Below are 16,273 nucleotides of genomic sequence, written 5' to 3' on the forward strand. Positions count from 1 at the left end.
ATGACATAGATCGGGACGCGGTCAAATCACAGCGCCGCACCCCAGCTCCGCGCGGTCTGCAAGATCCAGTCGCGATAGAGCGTGAGCGGCGTGACTCCGGTCAGCCCGCCGCAGCCGGCGGCTCCGTTCGGCCCCGTGGACCAGCTGATCACGCCGACGAGCACGGATCCGGTCGGCTTGTCCTCGAACACGGGACCGCCGGAATCACCGGTGCAGGCGCCAATTCCGTCGCGAACACCGTTGGTTACGGGGTCGACCAGCCGGATCTGGAGCGTGCCGGGCTGACCGGTCGCGACGAGACCGGCAACGCGCGTCGCGCCGCCACTCTTGCCGTCGCCACGCACGGTGACGCCGATACCGGCGATGACGAAGCGGCTGCCGACCTGGATCGGAATATTGGGCGCACCGACCGGCACCGTCGATTTTCCCTTCAATGGAATTTCCAGTTGCAGCAGTGCCAGGTCGGCGGTAGCGCGATGCCCTTGCATCGCCTGCATGTTGAAACTCGGATGGATCGCGACGGTGCGGACATTCAGCAGTTGCGGCTGCCCGTCAGTGCCGCGATCGACGATCTTGTAGTCCGCGCCGGGCTGCACGCAATGGGCGACGGTAAGCACCAGCCTTGGCGCAACCAGGGTGCCGGTACAGAAATTGCCGCGCGAGCCGACGATCGTGACGACGGCGCGCGCGACGCCATCGGTCTGCGGCGTGCCGCCGCCAACGATGGCATAAGCGGGCGTGGCCAGCAGCAGCGCGGCTGTAATGATGGTTGCAAGCTTTTTCATGGGAACACGCTTCGGCATCGGTGACGGCGGTGGGGTGGCTTCGGACTGGCCCTTGCCGATAGCGCATGCTAGCGCTCTTGGAAAGGAATTGACGAGGGCGGGACCTTGACGATCGAGGCTGTGATTTTTGATTTTGGCGGCGTGCTGACGAGTTCGCCATTTGAGGCGTTCACGCGGTTCGAGACAGAACGTGGCCTGCCCATCGACATCATCCGGCGCACCAATGCCGCCAATCATCTGGAAAATGCCTGGGCCAGGTTCGAGCGCGCCGAGGTCGACATCGACACGTTCGATAAGCTGTTCGCGACGGAGTCGCTGGCGCTCGGCGCGGAGGTGCGCGGCCGCGATGTGCTGCCGCTGCTTCAGGGCGATCTGCGCCCCGAGATGGTCGAAGCGCTGAAGCGCATCAAGGCGCAATTCAAGACCGGCTGCATTACCAACAATCTGCCGGCCAATGCGATCGGCAGCATGACCGGGCGCTCACTTTATGTCGCCGAGGTGATGGTGCTGTTCGACCATGTGATCGAGTCCGCCAAGATCGGCCTGCGCAAGCCCGACCCGCGCATCTACCAGCTGATGGCCGAGACGCTGAACATCGATCCGAAGAATTGCATCTATCTCGACGATCTCGGCGTCAATCTGAAGCCCGCGCGCGAGATGGGCATGACCACGATCAAGGTGACCAGCGGCGCCCAGGCGATCGCCGAGCTCGAGGCCGCGACGGGATTGAAGCTGAGCTAGAACATCATTCTCCGTCATTGCGAGCGCAGCGAAGCAATCCAGACCGCCTCCGCGGTGGGATTCTGGATTGCTTCGCTGCGCTCGCAATGACGGCGTGAAAAATCTCGCATGGCGAACTGATTATTCCGCAGCGGCGGCAATACGCTCGGGAAACGCAGCCGCCAGTGACGCGCGATCGGCTTTCAACACGCCTCGCTCGGTGATGAGGCCGGTGACGAGCCTCGCCGGGGTGACGTCGAAGGCATAATTCGCGACCGGCGAGCCCTCCGGCACGATGCGTACCGTCTCAAGCCTTCCGTCCGCAGTGCGGCCGGTCATGTCGGTGACCTCCGTGCCGCTGCGCTGCTCGATCGGGATGTCGCGGACGCCGTCATCAACGGCGAAATCGATCGTCGGCGACGGCAGCGCGACATAGAACGGCACGTTGTTGTCGTGAGCGGCGAGCGCCTTCAAATATGTGCCGATCTTGTTGCAGACGTCGCCATTGGCGGCAACGCGATCGGTGCCGACAATGGCGAGATCGACCATGCCGTGCTGCATCAGATGCCCGCCGGTGTTGTCCGGAATCACCGTATGCGCCACGCCGTGATGGCCGAGCTCCCAGGCCGTGAGCGAGGCGCCCTGATTGCGCGGACGCGTCTCATCGACCCAGACATGGACCTTGATGCCGCGCTCGTGCGCGAGATAGATCGGCGCCGTCGCCGTGCCCCAGTCGACGGTCGCAAGCCAGCCTGCATTGCAATGGGTCAGCACATTGACGGTCTCGCCCGGCTTCTTCCTTGCGACGATCGCCTCGATGAGTTTCAGGCCATTGCCGGCGATGCCGCGGTTGATCTCGACGTCCTGCTCGACGATCTCGTCGGCGCGCGCGTAGGCAGCTTCGGCGCGCTCCAGCGGATCGATCGGCGCGAGGCTCGCGCGCATCTCGTCCAGGGCCCATTTCAGATTGATCGCGGTCGGCCGCGCCACCACGAGCGTGTCGTAGGCGCGCTTCAGGCCGGCGTCGGAGGCGTCTTCGCGCATCGCCAGCGCCATGCCGTAGGCTGCGGTCGCGCCGATCAGCGGCGCACCGCGCACCAGCATGTCGCGGATGGCGAGGGCCGCGTCCTCGCATGAGGTCAGCTTCGCAACGATGAACTCATGCGGCAGCCGGCGCTGGTCGATCGCTCCGACCGACCAGCCGTCGCGCTCACGCCAGATGCTGCGGAAATGCTTGCCGTCGACCTTCATGGCATTCTGCCTTTCGCATCACGTTCGCAGGATGCGCCCGGCCACCGCATCGAGCTTGTTCAAGAGCTCGGGATCGCGCGCCTCGGGCGCGGTGATCAATGCGGTATCGAGCGCGCGGTCCGAGCCGATCGGGCACGGCTCATGCTCGCGCGGGAAGTCTTTCGCCAGCCGCGCCACCAGCGCTTTTGCCTTGTCGGCATTCGAGCTCAGAACGCGGATGATGTCCTGCACGGTGACGGCGTCGTGATCCGGATGCCAGCAATCGAAATCCGTCACCATCGCGACGGTGGCGTAGCAAAGCTCCGCCTCACGCGCGAGTTTCGCCTCGGGCATGTTGGTCATGCCGATCACGGAATAGCCCAGCGTCTTGTAGGTCATGCTTTCCGCATAGGTCGAGAATTGCGGTCCCTCCATGCAGACATAGGTGCCGCCGCGCGCAAACGCGATGCCCTCGGCTTCGGCCGCCGTGGCAAGATGGATGCGCAAGCGCGGCGAGACCGGGTGCGCCATCGAGACATGTGCGACGCATCCCCTCCCGAAGAACGAGCTCTCGCGTTTGTGGGTACGATCGACGAACTGGTCGACGAGAACGAAGGTTCCCGGCGGCAGTTCCTCCCTGAACGAGCCGCAGGCCGACAGCGAGATCAGGTCGGTGACGCCGGCGCGCTTGAGAACGTCGATATTGGCGCGATAGTTGATGTCGGAGGGCGACAGCCGGTGGCCCTTGTCGTGGCGCGGCAGGAACACGATCGGCAGGCCGGCAATGGAGCCGCGCCGCAGCGGCGCCGACGGCTCGCCCCAGGGGCTTTTGATCACCTCTTCGCGAGCGTCCTCCAGCCCCGGCAGATCGTAGATGCCGGAGCCGCCGATGATGCCCAATACAGCCTGCGTCATGCCTGCTCCACCTCGTGCGCCACGTGCCACATGGTTAAGCTATGCCAGTTTTGCGGTCGTTTTGAAACGGGGTGGCGGGGCTGGGAATGTCGTAAGGAAAACGACACGTCCACCACAGCCTGGCTGTCGTCCTGGCGAAGGCCAGGACCCATACCGCGAGGTCTGTCGATGGCGAATGCTGTTAGTCCCGGACGGGCAGTCTTCGTCAAACTGCTCCCGGGGTAATGGGTCCTGGCTTTCGCCAGGACGACCCAAATAGATTCTACTAAGCCGCTGCGGCCGACTGCAGCTGGGTCGCGACCATACGCTCCAGCGTCTCGACCGACTGGAAGTTCTCCGGTGTGATCTCGGATTGGGGAATCGTGAAGTCGAACTCGGCTTCGACGCCGAGCATCAGATTGACCATGTCCATCGAGGTCAGGCCGACGTCGACGAGCTTGGCCTGCGGCGTGACCTCGGCGGAGAGCGCGTTCTGGGCGAGGATGCCCTTCACCAGCTTGATGATGCGATTGCGCAACTCGGTATCGAAAGCCTGCATCGGTAAATTCCCATCTGTCGACAAAGGTCGGACCGGTTGCCGGCTACGATGGGCACGGCGGGCCGATCCCGCAATGGATGCCACCATTACTTCGCGTTTCTTAGTAAACGATGACTCAGATTGTCTGGATTTCCGGCTTCTTACAGATCCCTAACGCGATCGCGGGAATCCGGGCGATGCAAACAACCCGAACTTAACTGTTCGTTCGGAATTGGGCTTTGTTTACCCTCTATTTCATCGACGAATTTGAATTAAATCCGTAGCCTCATCTCATAAGCAAAGATGGTCGAAGGATCGCTCAAGCGGCATCGCGAATGATGCCGGCGATCCTGAACGGCAAACCGGAGGCGGACGAGTATGAACGTGCGTGAAGCAGTCCTCACTGTCGACGAGACGCAGACGAGCTTTCTCGAGCATGGTCCCTCTCTCATTGAGCGCGCCGCCCGGACCGCCACCGTGGCGGCAGCCGACGCCGACGGGGTCGATCGCGATGCCCGCTTCCCTCACAAGGCTTTCGAGGTTGCGCGTGAGCAGAAGCTGCTCGGCGTCATGATCCCGGCCGAGTTCGGCGGCTTCGGTGCCTCGATCCACGACGTCACCGACGTCTGCTACACGCTCGGACGCGCCTGCGCCTCCACGGCGATGATCTACGCGATGCACACGACAAAGGTCGCCTGCGTCGTCAGGCACGGTCACGGCATCCCATGGATGGAAACCATGATGCGCCGGGTCGCGCGCGACCAGTGGCTGCTCGCCTCCTCCACCACCGAAGGCCAGAACGGCGGCAACATCCGCGCCAGCGCCGCCGCCGTCGACGTCGCCGGCGACACTGTCTCGCTGCTGCGCGACGCCACCGTGATCTCCTACGGCGCCGAGGCCGACGGCCTCGTGACCATCGCCCGCCGCGCCACCGACGCTTCTGCGTCCGACCAGGTGCTTCTGGCGCTCGCCAAGGACGATTATTCGCTGAAGCGGACGCTGGGCTGGGAAACGCTCGGCATGCGCGGCACCTGCTCGACCGGCTTCGAGCTGAAGGTCGACTGCCCGACCGACCGCGTCTTCCCGGAATCCTACGACAAGATCCACGCCCAGACCATGACGCCGTTCGCGCATCTGTGCTGGTCCTCGGCCTGGGCTGGTATCGCTGCAGCCGCCGTCACCCGTGCGCAGGCCTTCGTCCGCAAGGCGGCCCGCAGCTCAGGAGGCCAGATGCCCCCGGCAGCTGCGCATTTCACCGCCGCCAAGATGTCGCTGGCCAAGCTGCGGGCGCTGATATCAGCCAATATCGACGCCTTTGCTCGCGCCGAGCACGACGAACGCGCGCTCGGCTCGCTCGACTTCCAGTCTTCGATCACGCTTCTGAAGGTGCAGGCCTCGGAGCTCGCGGTCGAGACCGTGATGCATGCGATGCGCACCGCAGGCCTTTCCGGCTACCGCAACGACGGTGAGTTCACCATGGGTCGCCACCTGCGCGACGTACTGTCGTCGCCGATCATGATCAACAACGACCGCATTCTGGCCAATGCCGCGACGTCGACCCTGATGAGCGGCGTGCCGACAAGCCTTCGGGACTGACGAGCTTTCGAGACCGACGTGCCTTCGTTCAATAAGAATAATTTCAGATAGCAGGAAGCCGAACATGAACATTGCTGTTCTCCCCAACTCGCCCGAGACCGCGCCGCAGATCGCGGATCCGTTGGATCATCTCGCCGAGAAGCTGTTCCACCCCATGGGCTCGGACGGCGTCTATGCCCGGACCGCGCTTTATGAGGGCATCGTCGAAAAGCTCGCTGCGCTGATCACGAGCCATCGCGAGGCCGGCACTGAGGTGATGCGCTTCCCGCCGGTGATGAGCCGGTTTCAGCTGGAAAAATCCGGCTACCTGAAGAGCTTTCCGAACCTGCTCGGTTGCGTCTGCGGCCTGCACGGCACCGAGCGCGAGATCAACGCCGCGGTCAGCCGCTTCGATGCCGGCGGTGACTGGACCAGCTCGCTCTCGCCGGCAGACCTCGTGCTGTCGCCGGCGGCCTGCTATCCCGTCTATCCGATCGCGGCGAGCCGCGGCCAGTTGCCGAAGGGCGGCCTGCGCTTCGACGTCGCCGCCGACTGCTTCCGCCGTGAACCGTCAAAACATCTCGACCGGCTGCAATCGTTCCGGATGCGGGAATATGTCTGCATCGGCAGCCCCGATGACGTCGCCGATTTCCGCGAGCGCTGGATGGTGCGCGCGCAGGCGATTGCGACCGATCTCGGTCTCACCTTCCGCGTCGATTATGCCAGCGATCCGTTCTTCGGCCGCGTCGGTCAGATGAAGGCGGTGAGTCAGAAGCAGCAGCAGCTCAAGTTCGAACTGCTGATCCCGCTGCGCTCGGAAGAGCAGCCGACGGCCTGCATGAGCTTCAATTATCACCGCGAGCATTTCGGCACGACCTGGGACATCAAGGACGCCAATGGCGAGCCGGCCCACACCGGCTGCGTCGCCTTCGGCATGGACCGCCTGGCCGTCGCCATGTTCCATACCCACGGCACCGACCCTTCCGCCTGGCCCGCCAAGGTGCAGGAGATCATGGGCCTGCAGCCGCAGATCGCGGCCGATGCCCACGGCGAAGGCTGGCGCTAACGGAACGAGGCCGGTCATTTCCACGGGAAAGACGAGCGTGATCCATACCAAGGTCCGATGCCGCGAGATCACCGAGGCCGACGTCGATGCGGTCGCGGACTTGCTGACGCGCGGCTTTGTCGGCCGCTCGCACAGCTACTGGATCCAGGGCCTGCGCCGGCAGGCCTTCAGGCCCGTACCGGAAGGCTACCCGCGCTTCGGCTACATGCTCGACAATGACGGCACGCCGGTCGGCGTGCTGCTGCTAATCTACACGGCGCGCAGGGACGGCGATGAGACCGCCATCCAGTGCAATTTGTCGAGCTGGTACGTCGATCCGGCCTACCGCAACTACGCCCCGCTCCTGACCAAGATCGCGCAGCGCCACAAGGACGTCACCTATCTCAACATCAGCCCGGCGCCGTGGACTTGGCCGATCATCGAGACGCAGGGCTTTCGCGCCTATTGCAGGGGTATATTCTTCTCGGTGCCTGCGCTGGCGCGCGTCCCACGCTGGAGCAAGATCGAGGTCATCTCGCAGCACGCCAAGACGATCGACGGGCTTTCCGATGCCGAGACCGAGCTCTTGACGCGGCATGCGCGCTACAATTGCCTCAGCCTGGTCTGCCGCACGCCGAAGGGAACGTTCCCCTTCATCCTGCAACCGGTGCGCATCCGCCGTGGCATCATTGCGCCACCCGCGATGAAGCTGATCTACTGCCGCAACGCGGCCGAATACACCGAATGCGCGGGCCGCATCGGCCGGCTGCTGCTGCGGCTCGGCAAGATCGCGGTCGCCGTCGATTCCAACGGCCCGGTTCCCGGCCTGGTCGGCATCTATACCGAGCGTCGCGGCCGCAAATATTTCAAGGGCCCGCACCGGCCGCAGCTCGCCGATCTCACGGACACGGAACTCGTGCTGTACGGGCCGTAGGCCCCGTTTGGGCCAGACATTCGATGTCATCCGGGGCCTGACGCGCAATTGCGCAGGCCGACCGGCGCGACGGTACATTGCCCCCCTTCACATTGGCAGCATCCCTGCATCGCCGGTCACCCTCCGTAAACTACGGCGCTTAAGGGAATTTTCCCGCATCTTCGCTAGCCTCGGCGACCGAATTACCTTGCGTTAGGTCTATTACCCGCCGAGACCCCGCCGCCCCATGACGTCGATCCGCGACAACGAGCTTGATGCACGCCGCGAGCAGGGCCCGAAGGCCCTGGTCGGGCTGAGCCAGCTTGCGCTCGACCACATGGAGCAAGGCGTCTGCGTCTACGACGCCGGCAACCGGATCGTGCTGGTCAATCAGCGCTACCTCAGCCTGTTCAACATGTCGGCCGAGAAAGTGCGGGTCGGCACGAGCTACCGTGACGTGCTCGCCCACAGCGTGGCCCTCGGCAACATCCCTGCGGGGGAAGTCGACGCACTCTATGCCGCGCGCATGGCGCGGATCGCAGCCGGCCAGCCGTTCCGGACTCAGCAGACGCTCGCGAGCGGCCTGGTCATGGCGCTGGAGCTAAAGCCGCTTCCCGGCGGCGGCTGGATGACGATCTGCGATGACGTCAGCCGCCTCGCCCGGGTCGAGGCGGAGCTGCGCGTGCAGACCGAGCGCAGCCAGCACGCGCTCGCCAACATGGCGCACGGATTGATCATGTACGATGCCGACAGCCGCGTCGTCGTCTGCAACGAACGTTTCCTGAAGCTCTACAATCTCGACCCGGACATCGTGAAGCCGGGCGTCACGCACGGCGCGACCATCGATCATTGGCTTTCGCGCGGCAACCTGCCGGGGATGTCGGCCGACGAATTCCACGACACCAGGCTGGAGGACGTGCGCACCAGGACGACGAAAACCCTGCTGGTGATGCGCTACGACGGACGGATGGTGCAGGTGGTTTCCCGCTTTCTGCCCGACGGCGGCTGGGTGACCGTGCACGAAGACGTCACCGAGCGGCTGCAATACGAGGAGATGCTGAGGCAGCAGAACTTCATGCTCGATGCGGCGCTGGAGAACATGGCGCACGGGCTCGCCTTCTACGACAGCGACATGCGCCTGCGCGTCTGCAACACCACCTACCGAAAGATCTATCGGCTGTCGCCAGAGGAGGCCAAGCCAGGCACGCATCTCGGCGAACTGATCGAACGCTCGATGGCAAACGGCGCGTTCTCGTCCGAGTATAGTCCGCAACAACTCCTGGAAGCCGCCAGCGCAAGGATTGCCGACCGCAACTCCTCGCCGATGCGCCGGCGGATGTCGAATGACACCACGATTTCGGTGCGCTATTGCGCCCTGGCCGAGGGTGGTTTTGTGGCCACCTACGAGGACATCACCGAGCGCGAGCACGCAGTCGAGGAGCTGAGCGAGCAGTATCGGCGCTTCGACGCGGCCCTGAACAACATGAGCCAGGGCTTGTGCATGCTCGATTCGAGCTTGCGCGTCATCGTCTGCAATCGGCGCTATATCGAGATGTACGGACTATCTCCCGAATTGGTGAAGCCGGGTGTGTCGATGCGCGAGATCATGGAGCACAGCTGCGAGCTCGGCATCCATCCAAACACCACCGCCGCGCGGCTCTATGCCGACTATGTCGAGAGGCTGCGCGAGGGCGAGCACACACTGCACCGCTATTTGGGCGACGGCCGCATCATCAAGCTCAATCACAAGCGAATGGAGCATGGCGGCTGGGTCGTCACCTATGAGGATGTCACCGAACGTCACAAGGCCCAGGCCCGCGTGGCGCACATGGCGCGGCACGATTCACTCACCGACCTGCCCAATCGCACGCTGTTCCGCGAGAAGATGGGCGAGGGACTGAACCAGGTCGCGATCGCCGGCGGCGCGATGGCCGTGCTGTGCTTCGACCTCGACAATTTCAAGACCGTCAACGACCGCCTCGGCCACGCGGCCGGCGACCGGCTGTTGCGCTGGGTCGCGGCGCGGCTGCAGGAGAATGTCGGCGAGCACGACACCGTCGCGCGGCTCGGTGGCGACGAGTTCGCGATTCTCCAGCGCGGACCGCAGCCGCAATCGGCGGAAAGGCTCGCGCGCCGCCTGGTCGAGATCATCGGTCACCCGCCGCCGCTGGAGCACCAGTCAATGCATGTCGGCGTCTCCGTCGGCATCGCAATCGCGCCCGATCACGGGCTCGATGCCGACGAGCTGATGAAATGCGCCGACCTCGCGCTGTACCAGGCCAAGGCCAAGGGGCGCGGCGCCTATCAGCTGTTCGAGCCCGAAATGGAGAAAGAGGCTCGCAGCCGGCACGCGCTCGAGCACGATCTGCGCGGCGCGCTGGAGGCCCGTGAATTCCACCTGGCATTCCAGCCGCAGGTGCGGCTCGACACCACCGAACTTACCGGCTTCGAGGCGCTGCTGCGCTGGAAGCATCCTACGCGCGGCCTCGTCTCACCGGCGGAATTCATTCCGATTGCGGAAGAGAACGGCCTGATCGTTCCGATCGGCGAGTGGGTGCTGCGCACGGCCTGCGCGACCGCCGCGACCTGGCCCGATCTCACCGTCGCGGTGAACCTGTCGCCGGTGCAATTCCGCTCGCGCGGGCTGGTGACGATGGTGACGAGCGCGCTTGCGGAGGCCGGCCTGCCGCCGCATCGGCTCGAGCTCGAGCTCACCGAGACGGCGCTGCTCGACGACAGCGAAGCGACGATCGAGATCCTGCACCAGCTCCGTGCGTTGGGCGTGCGCGTCAGCCTCGACGATTTCGGCGTCGGCTATTCTTCGCTGAGCTATTTGCGCAGATTTCCGTTCGATCGCATCAAGATCGACCGCTCCTTCGTCGGCACGCTCGGTGAAAGCCCTGAGAGTATGGCGATCGTCCGCACCATCGCCAGCCTCGGCTCGGTGCTCAACGTCGAGACCACGGCAGAAGGCGTGGAGACGATCGAACAACTCGACTTCGTCCGCGAATGCGGCTGCACCGCCGTGCAGGGATATTATTTCGGCAAGCCCTGCCCAGCCGCGGAGGTCGGACGCATGATCGAGACGCTGGGCGCAGTCCGCCGCGTCGCGTAAGGGCTCAGCCGAAGGCAAATTCCGTATCTCGGCACGCTTCCAAACGACTAATTGTCGCACGTGCGTTTTTCGGCGGGATCACCGTCTCGCCTCCGCGGAGCGGCCGCGCAATGCGCTTTTCTTCTCCCATGAATTCGGGGACAATCCCGTCATAACAATGAGAAAACGGCGGCCCGCACGAGGCCACCGCGAGGGAGGAGTTTCGATGTCGCGATACGGGCTGAAGACAATCGCCTTTGCCGCCATGCATGTCGTGGGCGCGTTGCTCTCGACTGCCGCCGGTGCGCAGGACTATCCCACCAAACCGGTGACGCTGATCGTGCCGTGGCCGGCCGGCGGGTCGACCGACATCTCGATGCGCGCGATCTCCGATAGCGCCTCCAAGGTCCTGGGGCAGCCGATCGTGATCGACAACAAGGCCGGCGGCGGCGGCACGGTTGGACCTGCCACCATGGCCGCGGCCGCGAAGCCGGACGGCTACACCATTTCACAGCTTCCGATCACCGTTTTCCGCCTGCCCCTGATGCAGGAGGTGTCCTGGGATCCGACAAAGGATTTTACCTACATCATTCATCTCACCGGCTACACCTTCGGCGTAACCACCAGCGCGGAGTCGCAGTTCAAGTCCTGGAAGGACGTGGTCGAGTTCGCGAAGGCAAATCCCGGCAAGGTGACTTACGCGACGCCGGGCACCGGCACCTCGCTTCATATCGGCATGGAGCAGATCGCCGCGATGTCCGGCATCAAGCTCACACAGGTGCCGTTCAAGGGCGGGGCGGAAACCAACGCCGCGGTACTCGGCCAGCACACCATGCTGCAAGCCGACTCCACCGGTTGGCGGCCCTTGGTTGACGCCGGCAAGCTGAAGCTTCTTATGGTGTGGACCGGCGCGCGATCGCCGAACTATCCTGACGTGCCTACGCTGAAGGAACTCGGCTATCCCATGGTCTACGATTCCCCGTTCGGCATCGGAGGACCCAAGGGCATGGATCCCAAGATCGTCGCCAAATTGCACGACGCCTTCAAGAAGGCGGTCGAAGACCCCGCGGTGATCGCCACGCTCGCCAAATACGACATGGTGCCGAGCTACAAGAATACCGAGGACTACAAAAAGTTCGTCGTCGAGGTCACGGAGTCAGAGCGCAAGGTGATCGACACGCTCGGGCTTGCGAAGAAGTAGGATTGAGCCACTTTCGTGTCCCGGATCTGCAGCGCACCGCGTCGCGCTGCGTAGCGTCCGGGGCACGGCCGAGAGGGTATCGATGAACGACCAAACCACCGTCAAACTCCGTCTCAACAACTCCGAACTCTGGGGCGGCTTGATCGGGCTCGCGCTGGGCGGCTTCGTGATCTGGCAGGGCGTTAAGCTCAAGCTTGGCACCATCAACGACCCCGGCTCCGGCTACGTGCTGTTCTACACGGGCATCCTGATGTGCGTGTTCGCGGCCAGCATCATCATTTCGGCCATCACCGAGGGCGGGCCGACGCTGGCTTCGCGCTGGGACAATGTGAGCTGGAGCAAGCCGCTTCTCGTCATCGCCTGCCTCACCGCGTTCTCCTTTGCCCTCGAGCCGCTGGGATTCCTGCTGTCGTCGATCCCGCTCATGCTGCTTTTGTTGCGCTTGATCGATCCGGTGCGCTGGACACTGGCGATGCCGGTCGCAGTGCTGGTGCCCCTCGGAATGTGGTGGGTACTCAAGCGGCTGCTGCTGATCCAGCTGCCCTCGGGCCTGTTCGGGATCGGTTGATCGCATGGATACGCTCGTCAACGTCGCGCACGGGTTTGGCATCGCGCTCCTACCGATCAACCTGCTCTACTGCTTCATCGGCGTCTTCATCGGTACGTTAGTCGGCGTGCTGCCAGGCATCGGACCGATCTCGGCGATGTCGTTGTTGCTTCCGGTGACACTGTCAGGAACGCCGGAATCCGGCATCATCATGATGGCGGGGATCTATTACGGCTCGATGTATGGCGGCTCGACCACCTCGATCCTGGTCAACATTCCCGGCGAGGCAGCTTCCGTCGTGACCTGTATCGACGGTCACCAGATGGCGAAGCGGGGCCGCGCGGGCCCTGCGCTGGGCATCTCCGCTTTCGGTTCCTTCATCGCCGGCACATTTTCGCTCGTTGCGCTAATGTTGGTGGCACCGCGGCTCGCCAACATCGCCATCGCGTTCGGCCCAGCCGAATATTTCAGCCTGATGGTGCTCGGCCTCATCGTACTCACTTTCCTTACTCAGGGATCGATGCCGAAGGCGCTTCTGATGGCATGTATCGGCGTCGTGCTCGGACTGATCGGCCTCGACAGCATCACGGCGCAGCCGCGGCTGACGTTCGGCCGCATGGAACTGATCGACGGCATCGGACTCGTGCCCGTCGTGATGGGCCTGTTCGGCGTCGCCGAGGTGCTGCTCAATACCGAGCAGGCGATCAAACGCGACATCATCAACGCCAAGATCACCCAGCTGTTGCCCAACAAGGCCGATTGGCAAGCGAGCGCCGGCCCGGTGGCGCGTGGCACGTTACTCGGCTTCCTGCTCGGCATTCTCCCGGGCGGCGGCGCAGTGGTGGCCTCATTCGCGTCCTATGCGCTGGAGAAGCGCCTGTCGAAAACGCCCGAGCGCTTCGGCCATGGCGCAATCGAGGGCGTAGCGGGTCCCGAATCCGCCAACAACGCGGCGGCCGGCGGCGCGTTCATTCCGCTGATGACTTTGGGCATCCCCCCGAACGTGGTGATGGCGCTGCTGCTCGGCGCCTTTGTCATCCACGGCCTGCAACCGGGACCGCTGCTGATCACGCAAAACCCCGGCCTGTTCTGGGGCATCGTTGCCAGCATGTATATCGGCAATGTCATGCTGCTGATCCTCAATTTGCCACTGATCGGCATGTGGGTGCAGCTACTCAAGCTGCCCTACAACATCCTGTTTCCGTTGATCATCCTGTTCACGATCCTTGGCGTCTACTGCTCAAGCAACAACGTGTTCGACGTCTATGTGATGATCGCATTCGGCATCATCGGTTATTTCATGCGCAAGCTCGGCTTCGAGCCCGCACCGCTGGTGCTGGCATTCGTGCTGGGACCGATGATGGAGAACAATCTGCGCAAGTCGCTGATCCTGTCGCAGGGCGACCTCTGGACATTCGTGCAGCGCCCGATCTCGGCGGCGTGTCTTGCGCTCGCGCTGGTGCTGCTGATAGCGCCGCTATTACCCGCGTTGCGCAAGAAGCGCGAGCTCGTGGCGCTGGATGAGGGCGCGTGAGGGGTTGGCAGGGTGTCTTAGCCTGCCGCGGGCAGCGCGCTGTCCGGCGGCGCGCCCCAGGGGCGGTCGGCTGAGGCGAGCCCGATCAGGCGGCCCTGGATGTAGTCGCAGCCCCAGTCGCGCAGCATGTTCGCAGCTTCTTCGTCCTGCACCCATTCGGCCACCGTCTTGATGTCGAGGCGGCGGGCGAGGTCGATCAAGGTCTGCACGAAGGCGCGGTCGTCGGCGGAACGGGTGATGTTCTGCACGAAGGCGCCGTCGATCTTCACGATGTCGACGCCGAGCTTGCGCAAATTGCGGAACGAGGTGTAGCCGGCGCCGAAGTCGTCGATGGCGATGCGGCTGCCGAAATTTTTCAGCCGGGTGACGAAGCCGCGCACGTCGTCGATGTCCTGGATCGCGACGGTTTCGGTGATCTCGACGATCAGCCGCTCGGCGACGCCGGGATGGGCACGCATCAGCGATTCGATTCCGGCCCACCAATCCGGGTCCATGGTGGTGTCGGGGGAGATGTTGAGGCTGAGGCAGATGTCGGGCGCGGCCGCGAGCTCCGCGACCACGAGCTCGAGCACGCGGTGATCGACCAGGCGGATCAGGCCGAGCCGTTCCGCGACCGGCACGATGTCGGGCGCGAGCAGCACCTGCCCGTCGCCCTGGTCCATCCGCACCAGGCATTCGTGAAAAGCGCACTCGCGCGAGAGGGCGGCAACCACCGGCTCATAGGCCAGCTTGATGCGGCGCTCATTCAATGCGGTGACGATCTCGTCGGTGACGCGGATGTTGACGCGGCGCTGGGCGTCGCGCGCGGCATCCGGGCGCCAGGCTGCGAACGAGCCGACGCGGCGTTGTTTCGCGGTGTCCAGGGTCTCGTGGGCGCGATTGACGGCTTCATCGGTGTTGCGGGCATAGCGCGGCACGCTGACCGCGCCGATCGAGGCGGTGACCGACACCGGGCCGGATTTGGTCGGCACCACCTCGTCGCGGATGCCGGCGAGGAAGCGCTCGGCGGCGACGTTCATGTCGTCGACGGTGCAGTTCTTCAGGATCAGGCCGAACTTGTTGCCGGAGAAGCGGCCGAGCACGTCGCCGCCGCGCAAGCGCGCGCGAATGCGCGTGGCGACGTCGAGGATCACGGCGTCGGCAACGTCGAAGCCGAAGGCCTCGTTGACACGCGCGAGATGATCGATGCCGACCAGCATGAAGGCCGCGGTCGAGCGGAAACGGGTCGTCTCCTCGATAGCCTCGGCCAGCGCGGCGATCAGATGCGAGCGATTGAGCTCGCCGGTCAGCGGATCGAGCCGGGCGAGCTTCGTCAGTTCCTCGTCGCGGGCATGGCGTTCATTGTTGATGCGGACGGAGCCGATCGCACGCACCGGGCGGCCGTCGGGGCCGGCGAACCACCGGCCGGTCTCCTCGATCCAGACCACGGGATCGGCGGCGCTCATGCGCACGCCGTACTCGACCCGATAGGGCGTGCCGTCGGCGCCATGCACGGCCGAGGTCTGCGCCAGCGCGGCGGTCCGCAGCGATTGCGCGGGCTCGATCAGCTTTGCGAATTCGGCGCCGGTGGCCAGCCGTTCGGTGGGAATCCCGGGGAAGATGGCGCCGACCTGCTCACCCCAGACGATGGCATCGCTGGCGATGTCCCAGGCGAACACGGCCTGGCCGAGGGCAGCCAGGATGTCGGAGGCTTGCGGCAATGCGGGGGTCAAAATCGCCTCGTTTCGGGACAGCGGGGAGTCCTGAGTCGGCACAGGATAAAGCCAGATTCGCCATTGACCCTAGGCAAAGTTGATAAACAATTTGGAAACCACGTTTCCTCACTCGCAGGAACCAAACCGGCCTGCCCGGCATAGGCCTTGCGAGTACATGACACGCACCGGCGCCAGCGTCTCGAAACGCGACAATCCAGGCCGGGTCAACGGTGATTGCGATGTTGAGTACGGATCAACTGGACGTGGCGGACAACGGCACAGGCTCGGCCCTGGTGCCGCTGATGCCGGTTTTGCAGTGGGTGCACAAGGCACCGCTGCCGCGCCCCGATCCGAGCTTCGTCGCCCAGCTCATCGCCAATGCCGAGCACCTGCCCCAGACGAGCCGGCTCCGCCGCGTGTCTTCCGAGGATGCGCAGGTCGCCTATGGCAGCAAGCGCACGCTTCCGAGCGTCACCGCGCGCACGCGGCAGCTGGCTTGAAGT

Annotated in this window: 14 protein-coding genes; 9 read left to right on the top strand and 5 right to left on the bottom strand. The window is 64.3% G+C overall.

Annotation, left to right across the window (positions count from 1 at the left end):
* Nucleotides 1-26: 26 nt before the first annotated feature.
* A complete protein-coding gene (locus AC0L3J_RS02075; RefSeq protein ID WP_473345728.1) occupies nucleotides 27-785 on the bottom strand; it encodes a S1 family peptidase in 759 nt (252 codons plus the stop codon).
* 105 nt (nucleotides 786-890) lie between these two features.
* Between AC0L3J_RS02075 and AC0L3J_RS02080 the strand changes: the two genes are divergently transcribed.
* On the top strand, nucleotides 891-1,526 hold the full coding sequence (locus AC0L3J_RS02080; protein WP_473345730.1) for an HAD-IA family hydrolase: 636 nt from the start codon (nucleotides 891-893) through the stop codon (nucleotides 1,524-1,526).
* A 120-nt stretch (nucleotides 1,527-1,646) separates the two neighbouring features.
* Here AC0L3J_RS02080 and mtnA read toward each other — a convergent pair whose 3' ends face one another.
* The 3 genes from mtnA to AC0L3J_RS02095 all read right to left on the bottom strand — a co-directional run bounded on the left by mtnA (nucleotide 1,647) and on the right by AC0L3J_RS02095 (nucleotide 4,188).
* Nucleotides 1,647-2,756: an S-methyl-5-thioribose-1-phosphate isomerase gene (mtnA, locus tag AC0L3J_RS02085; protein WP_247357529.1), complete on the bottom strand. Its 1,110-nt coding sequence runs from the start codon at nucleotides 2,754-2,756 to the stop codon at nucleotides 1,647-1,649.
* Nucleotides 2,757-2,774: 18 nt separating this feature from the next.
* Nucleotides 2,775-3,650 carry an S-methyl-5'-thioadenosine phosphorylase gene (locus tag AC0L3J_RS02090; protein WP_473345732.1) on the bottom strand — a complete coding sequence of 292 codons (876 nt, stop codon included), beginning with the start codon at nucleotides 3,648-3,650 and terminating at the stop codon, nucleotides 2,775-2,777.
* Nucleotides 3,651-3,915: 265 nt separating this feature from the next.
* A complete protein-coding gene (locus AC0L3J_RS02095; protein WP_473262169.1) occupies nucleotides 3,916-4,188 on the bottom strand; it encodes a phosphopantetheine-binding protein in 273 nt (90 codons plus the stop codon).
* A 357-nt stretch (nucleotides 4,189-4,545) separates the two neighbouring features.
* Between AC0L3J_RS02095 and AC0L3J_RS02100 the strand changes: the two genes are divergently transcribed.
* The 7 genes from AC0L3J_RS02100 (at nucleotide 4,546) to AC0L3J_RS02130 (ending at nucleotide 14,076) form a co-directional block, all read left to right on the top strand.
* Nucleotides 4,546-5,763 (top strand): acyl-CoA dehydrogenase family protein, encoded by a 1,218-nt coding sequence (locus AC0L3J_RS02100; RefSeq protein WP_473345733.1) that lies wholly within the window; start codon nucleotides 4,546-4,548, stop codon nucleotides 5,761-5,763.
* Nucleotides 5,764-5,827: 64 nt separating this feature from the next.
* Complete coding sequence (locus AC0L3J_RS02105) at nucleotides 5,828-6,808, top strand: amino acid--[acyl-carrier-protein] ligase (protein WP_473345735.1); 981 nt, start codon at nucleotides 5,828-5,830, stop codon at nucleotides 6,806-6,808.
* Between the two features lie 37 nt (nucleotides 6,809-6,845).
* The gene (locus AC0L3J_RS02110; protein WP_473345737.1) at nucleotides 6,846-7,721 is read left to right on the top strand and encodes an acyl-CoA acyltransferase; all 876 of its coding nucleotides are present in this window, start codon (nucleotides 6,846-6,848) and stop codon (nucleotides 7,719-7,721) included.
* Between the two features lie 226 nt (nucleotides 7,722-7,947).
* Nucleotides 7,948-10,815, top strand: a complete 2,868-nt coding sequence (locus AC0L3J_RS02115; protein ID WP_473345738.1) for a PAS-domain containing protein — start codon at nucleotides 7,948-7,950, stop codon at nucleotides 10,813-10,815.
* A 205-nt stretch (nucleotides 10,816-11,020) separates the two neighbouring features.
* Nucleotides 11,021-11,995: a tripartite tricarboxylate transporter substrate binding protein gene (locus AC0L3J_RS02120; RefSeq protein ID WP_473345739.1), complete on the top strand. Its 975-nt coding sequence runs from the start codon at nucleotides 11,021-11,023 to the stop codon at nucleotides 11,993-11,995.
* Between the two features lie 82 nt (nucleotides 11,996-12,077).
* On the top strand, nucleotides 12,078-12,563 hold the full coding sequence (locus tag AC0L3J_RS02125; protein ID WP_473345740.1) for a tripartite tricarboxylate transporter TctB family protein: 486 nt from the start codon (nucleotides 12,078-12,080) through the stop codon (nucleotides 12,561-12,563).
* Between the two features lie 4 nt (nucleotides 12,564-12,567).
* Nucleotides 12,568-14,076, top strand: coding sequence for a tripartite tricarboxylate transporter permease (locus tag AC0L3J_RS02130; protein ID WP_473288416.1), 1,509 nt, complete (start codon nucleotides 12,568-12,570; stop codon nucleotides 14,074-14,076).
* A 17-nt stretch (nucleotides 14,077-14,093) separates the two neighbouring features.
* Here the strand turns inward: AC0L3J_RS02130 and AC0L3J_RS02135 are convergent, their stop codons facing one another.
* Nucleotides 14,094-15,788 carry an EAL domain-containing protein gene (locus AC0L3J_RS02135; RefSeq protein ID WP_473345742.1) on the bottom strand — a complete coding sequence of 565 codons (1,695 nt, stop codon included), beginning with the start codon at nucleotides 15,786-15,788 and terminating at the stop codon, nucleotides 14,094-14,096.
* A gap of 221 nt (nucleotides 15,789-16,009) precedes the next feature.
* Here AC0L3J_RS02135 and AC0L3J_RS02140 point away from each other — a divergent pair, with 221 nt between their 5' ends.
* Nucleotides 16,010-16,270, top strand: coding sequence for a hypothetical protein (locus AC0L3J_RS02140; RefSeq protein ID WP_473345744.1), 261 nt, complete (start codon nucleotides 16,010-16,012; stop codon nucleotides 16,268-16,270).
* Nucleotides 16,271-16,273 lie beyond the last annotated feature (3 nt).

The sequence above is a fragment of the Bradyrhizobium sp. Kon37 genome, assembly GCF_055807535.1.

Coding starts and splice junctions, on each gene's coding strand:
- AC0L3J_RS02100 (WP_473345733.1), top strand. CDS start 4,546: ATGAACGTGCGTGAAGCAGTCCTCACTGTCGACGAGACGCAGACGAGC.
- AC0L3J_RS02120 (WP_473345739.1), top strand. CDS start 11,021: ATGTCGCGATACGGGCTGAAGACAATCGCCTTTGCCGCCATGCATGTC.
- AC0L3J_RS02105 (WP_473345735.1), top strand. CDS start 5,828: ATGAACATTGCTGTTCTCCCCAACTCGCCCGAGACCGCGCCGCAGATC.
- AC0L3J_RS02130 (WP_473288416.1), top strand. CDS start 12,568: ATGGATACGCTCGTCAACGTCGCGCACGGGTTTGGCATCGCGCTCCTA.
- AC0L3J_RS02140 (WP_473345744.1), top strand. CDS start 16,010: ATGTTGAGTACGGATCAACTGGACGTGGCGGACAACGGCACAGGCTCG.
- AC0L3J_RS02115 (WP_473345738.1), top strand. CDS start 7,948: ATGACGTCGATCCGCGACAACGAGCTTGATGCACGCCGCGAGCAGGGC.
- AC0L3J_RS02090 (WP_473345732.1), bottom strand. CDS start 3,650: ATGACGCAGGCTGTATTGGGCATCATCGGCGGCTCCGGCATCTACGAT.
- AC0L3J_RS02095 (WP_473262169.1), bottom strand. CDS start 4,188: ATGCAGGCTTTCGATACCGAGTTGCGCAATCGCATCATCAAGCTGGTG.
- AC0L3J_RS02125 (WP_473345740.1), top strand. CDS start 12,078: ATGAACGACCAAACCACCGTCAAACTCCGTCTCAACAACTCCGAACTC.
- AC0L3J_RS02075 (WP_473345728.1), bottom strand. CDS start 785: ATGAAAAAGCTTGCAACCATCATTACAGCCGCGCTGCTGCTGGCCACG.
- mtnA (WP_247357529.1), bottom strand. CDS start 2,756: ATGAAGGTCGACGGCAAGCATTTCCGCAGCATCTGGCGTGAGCGCGAC.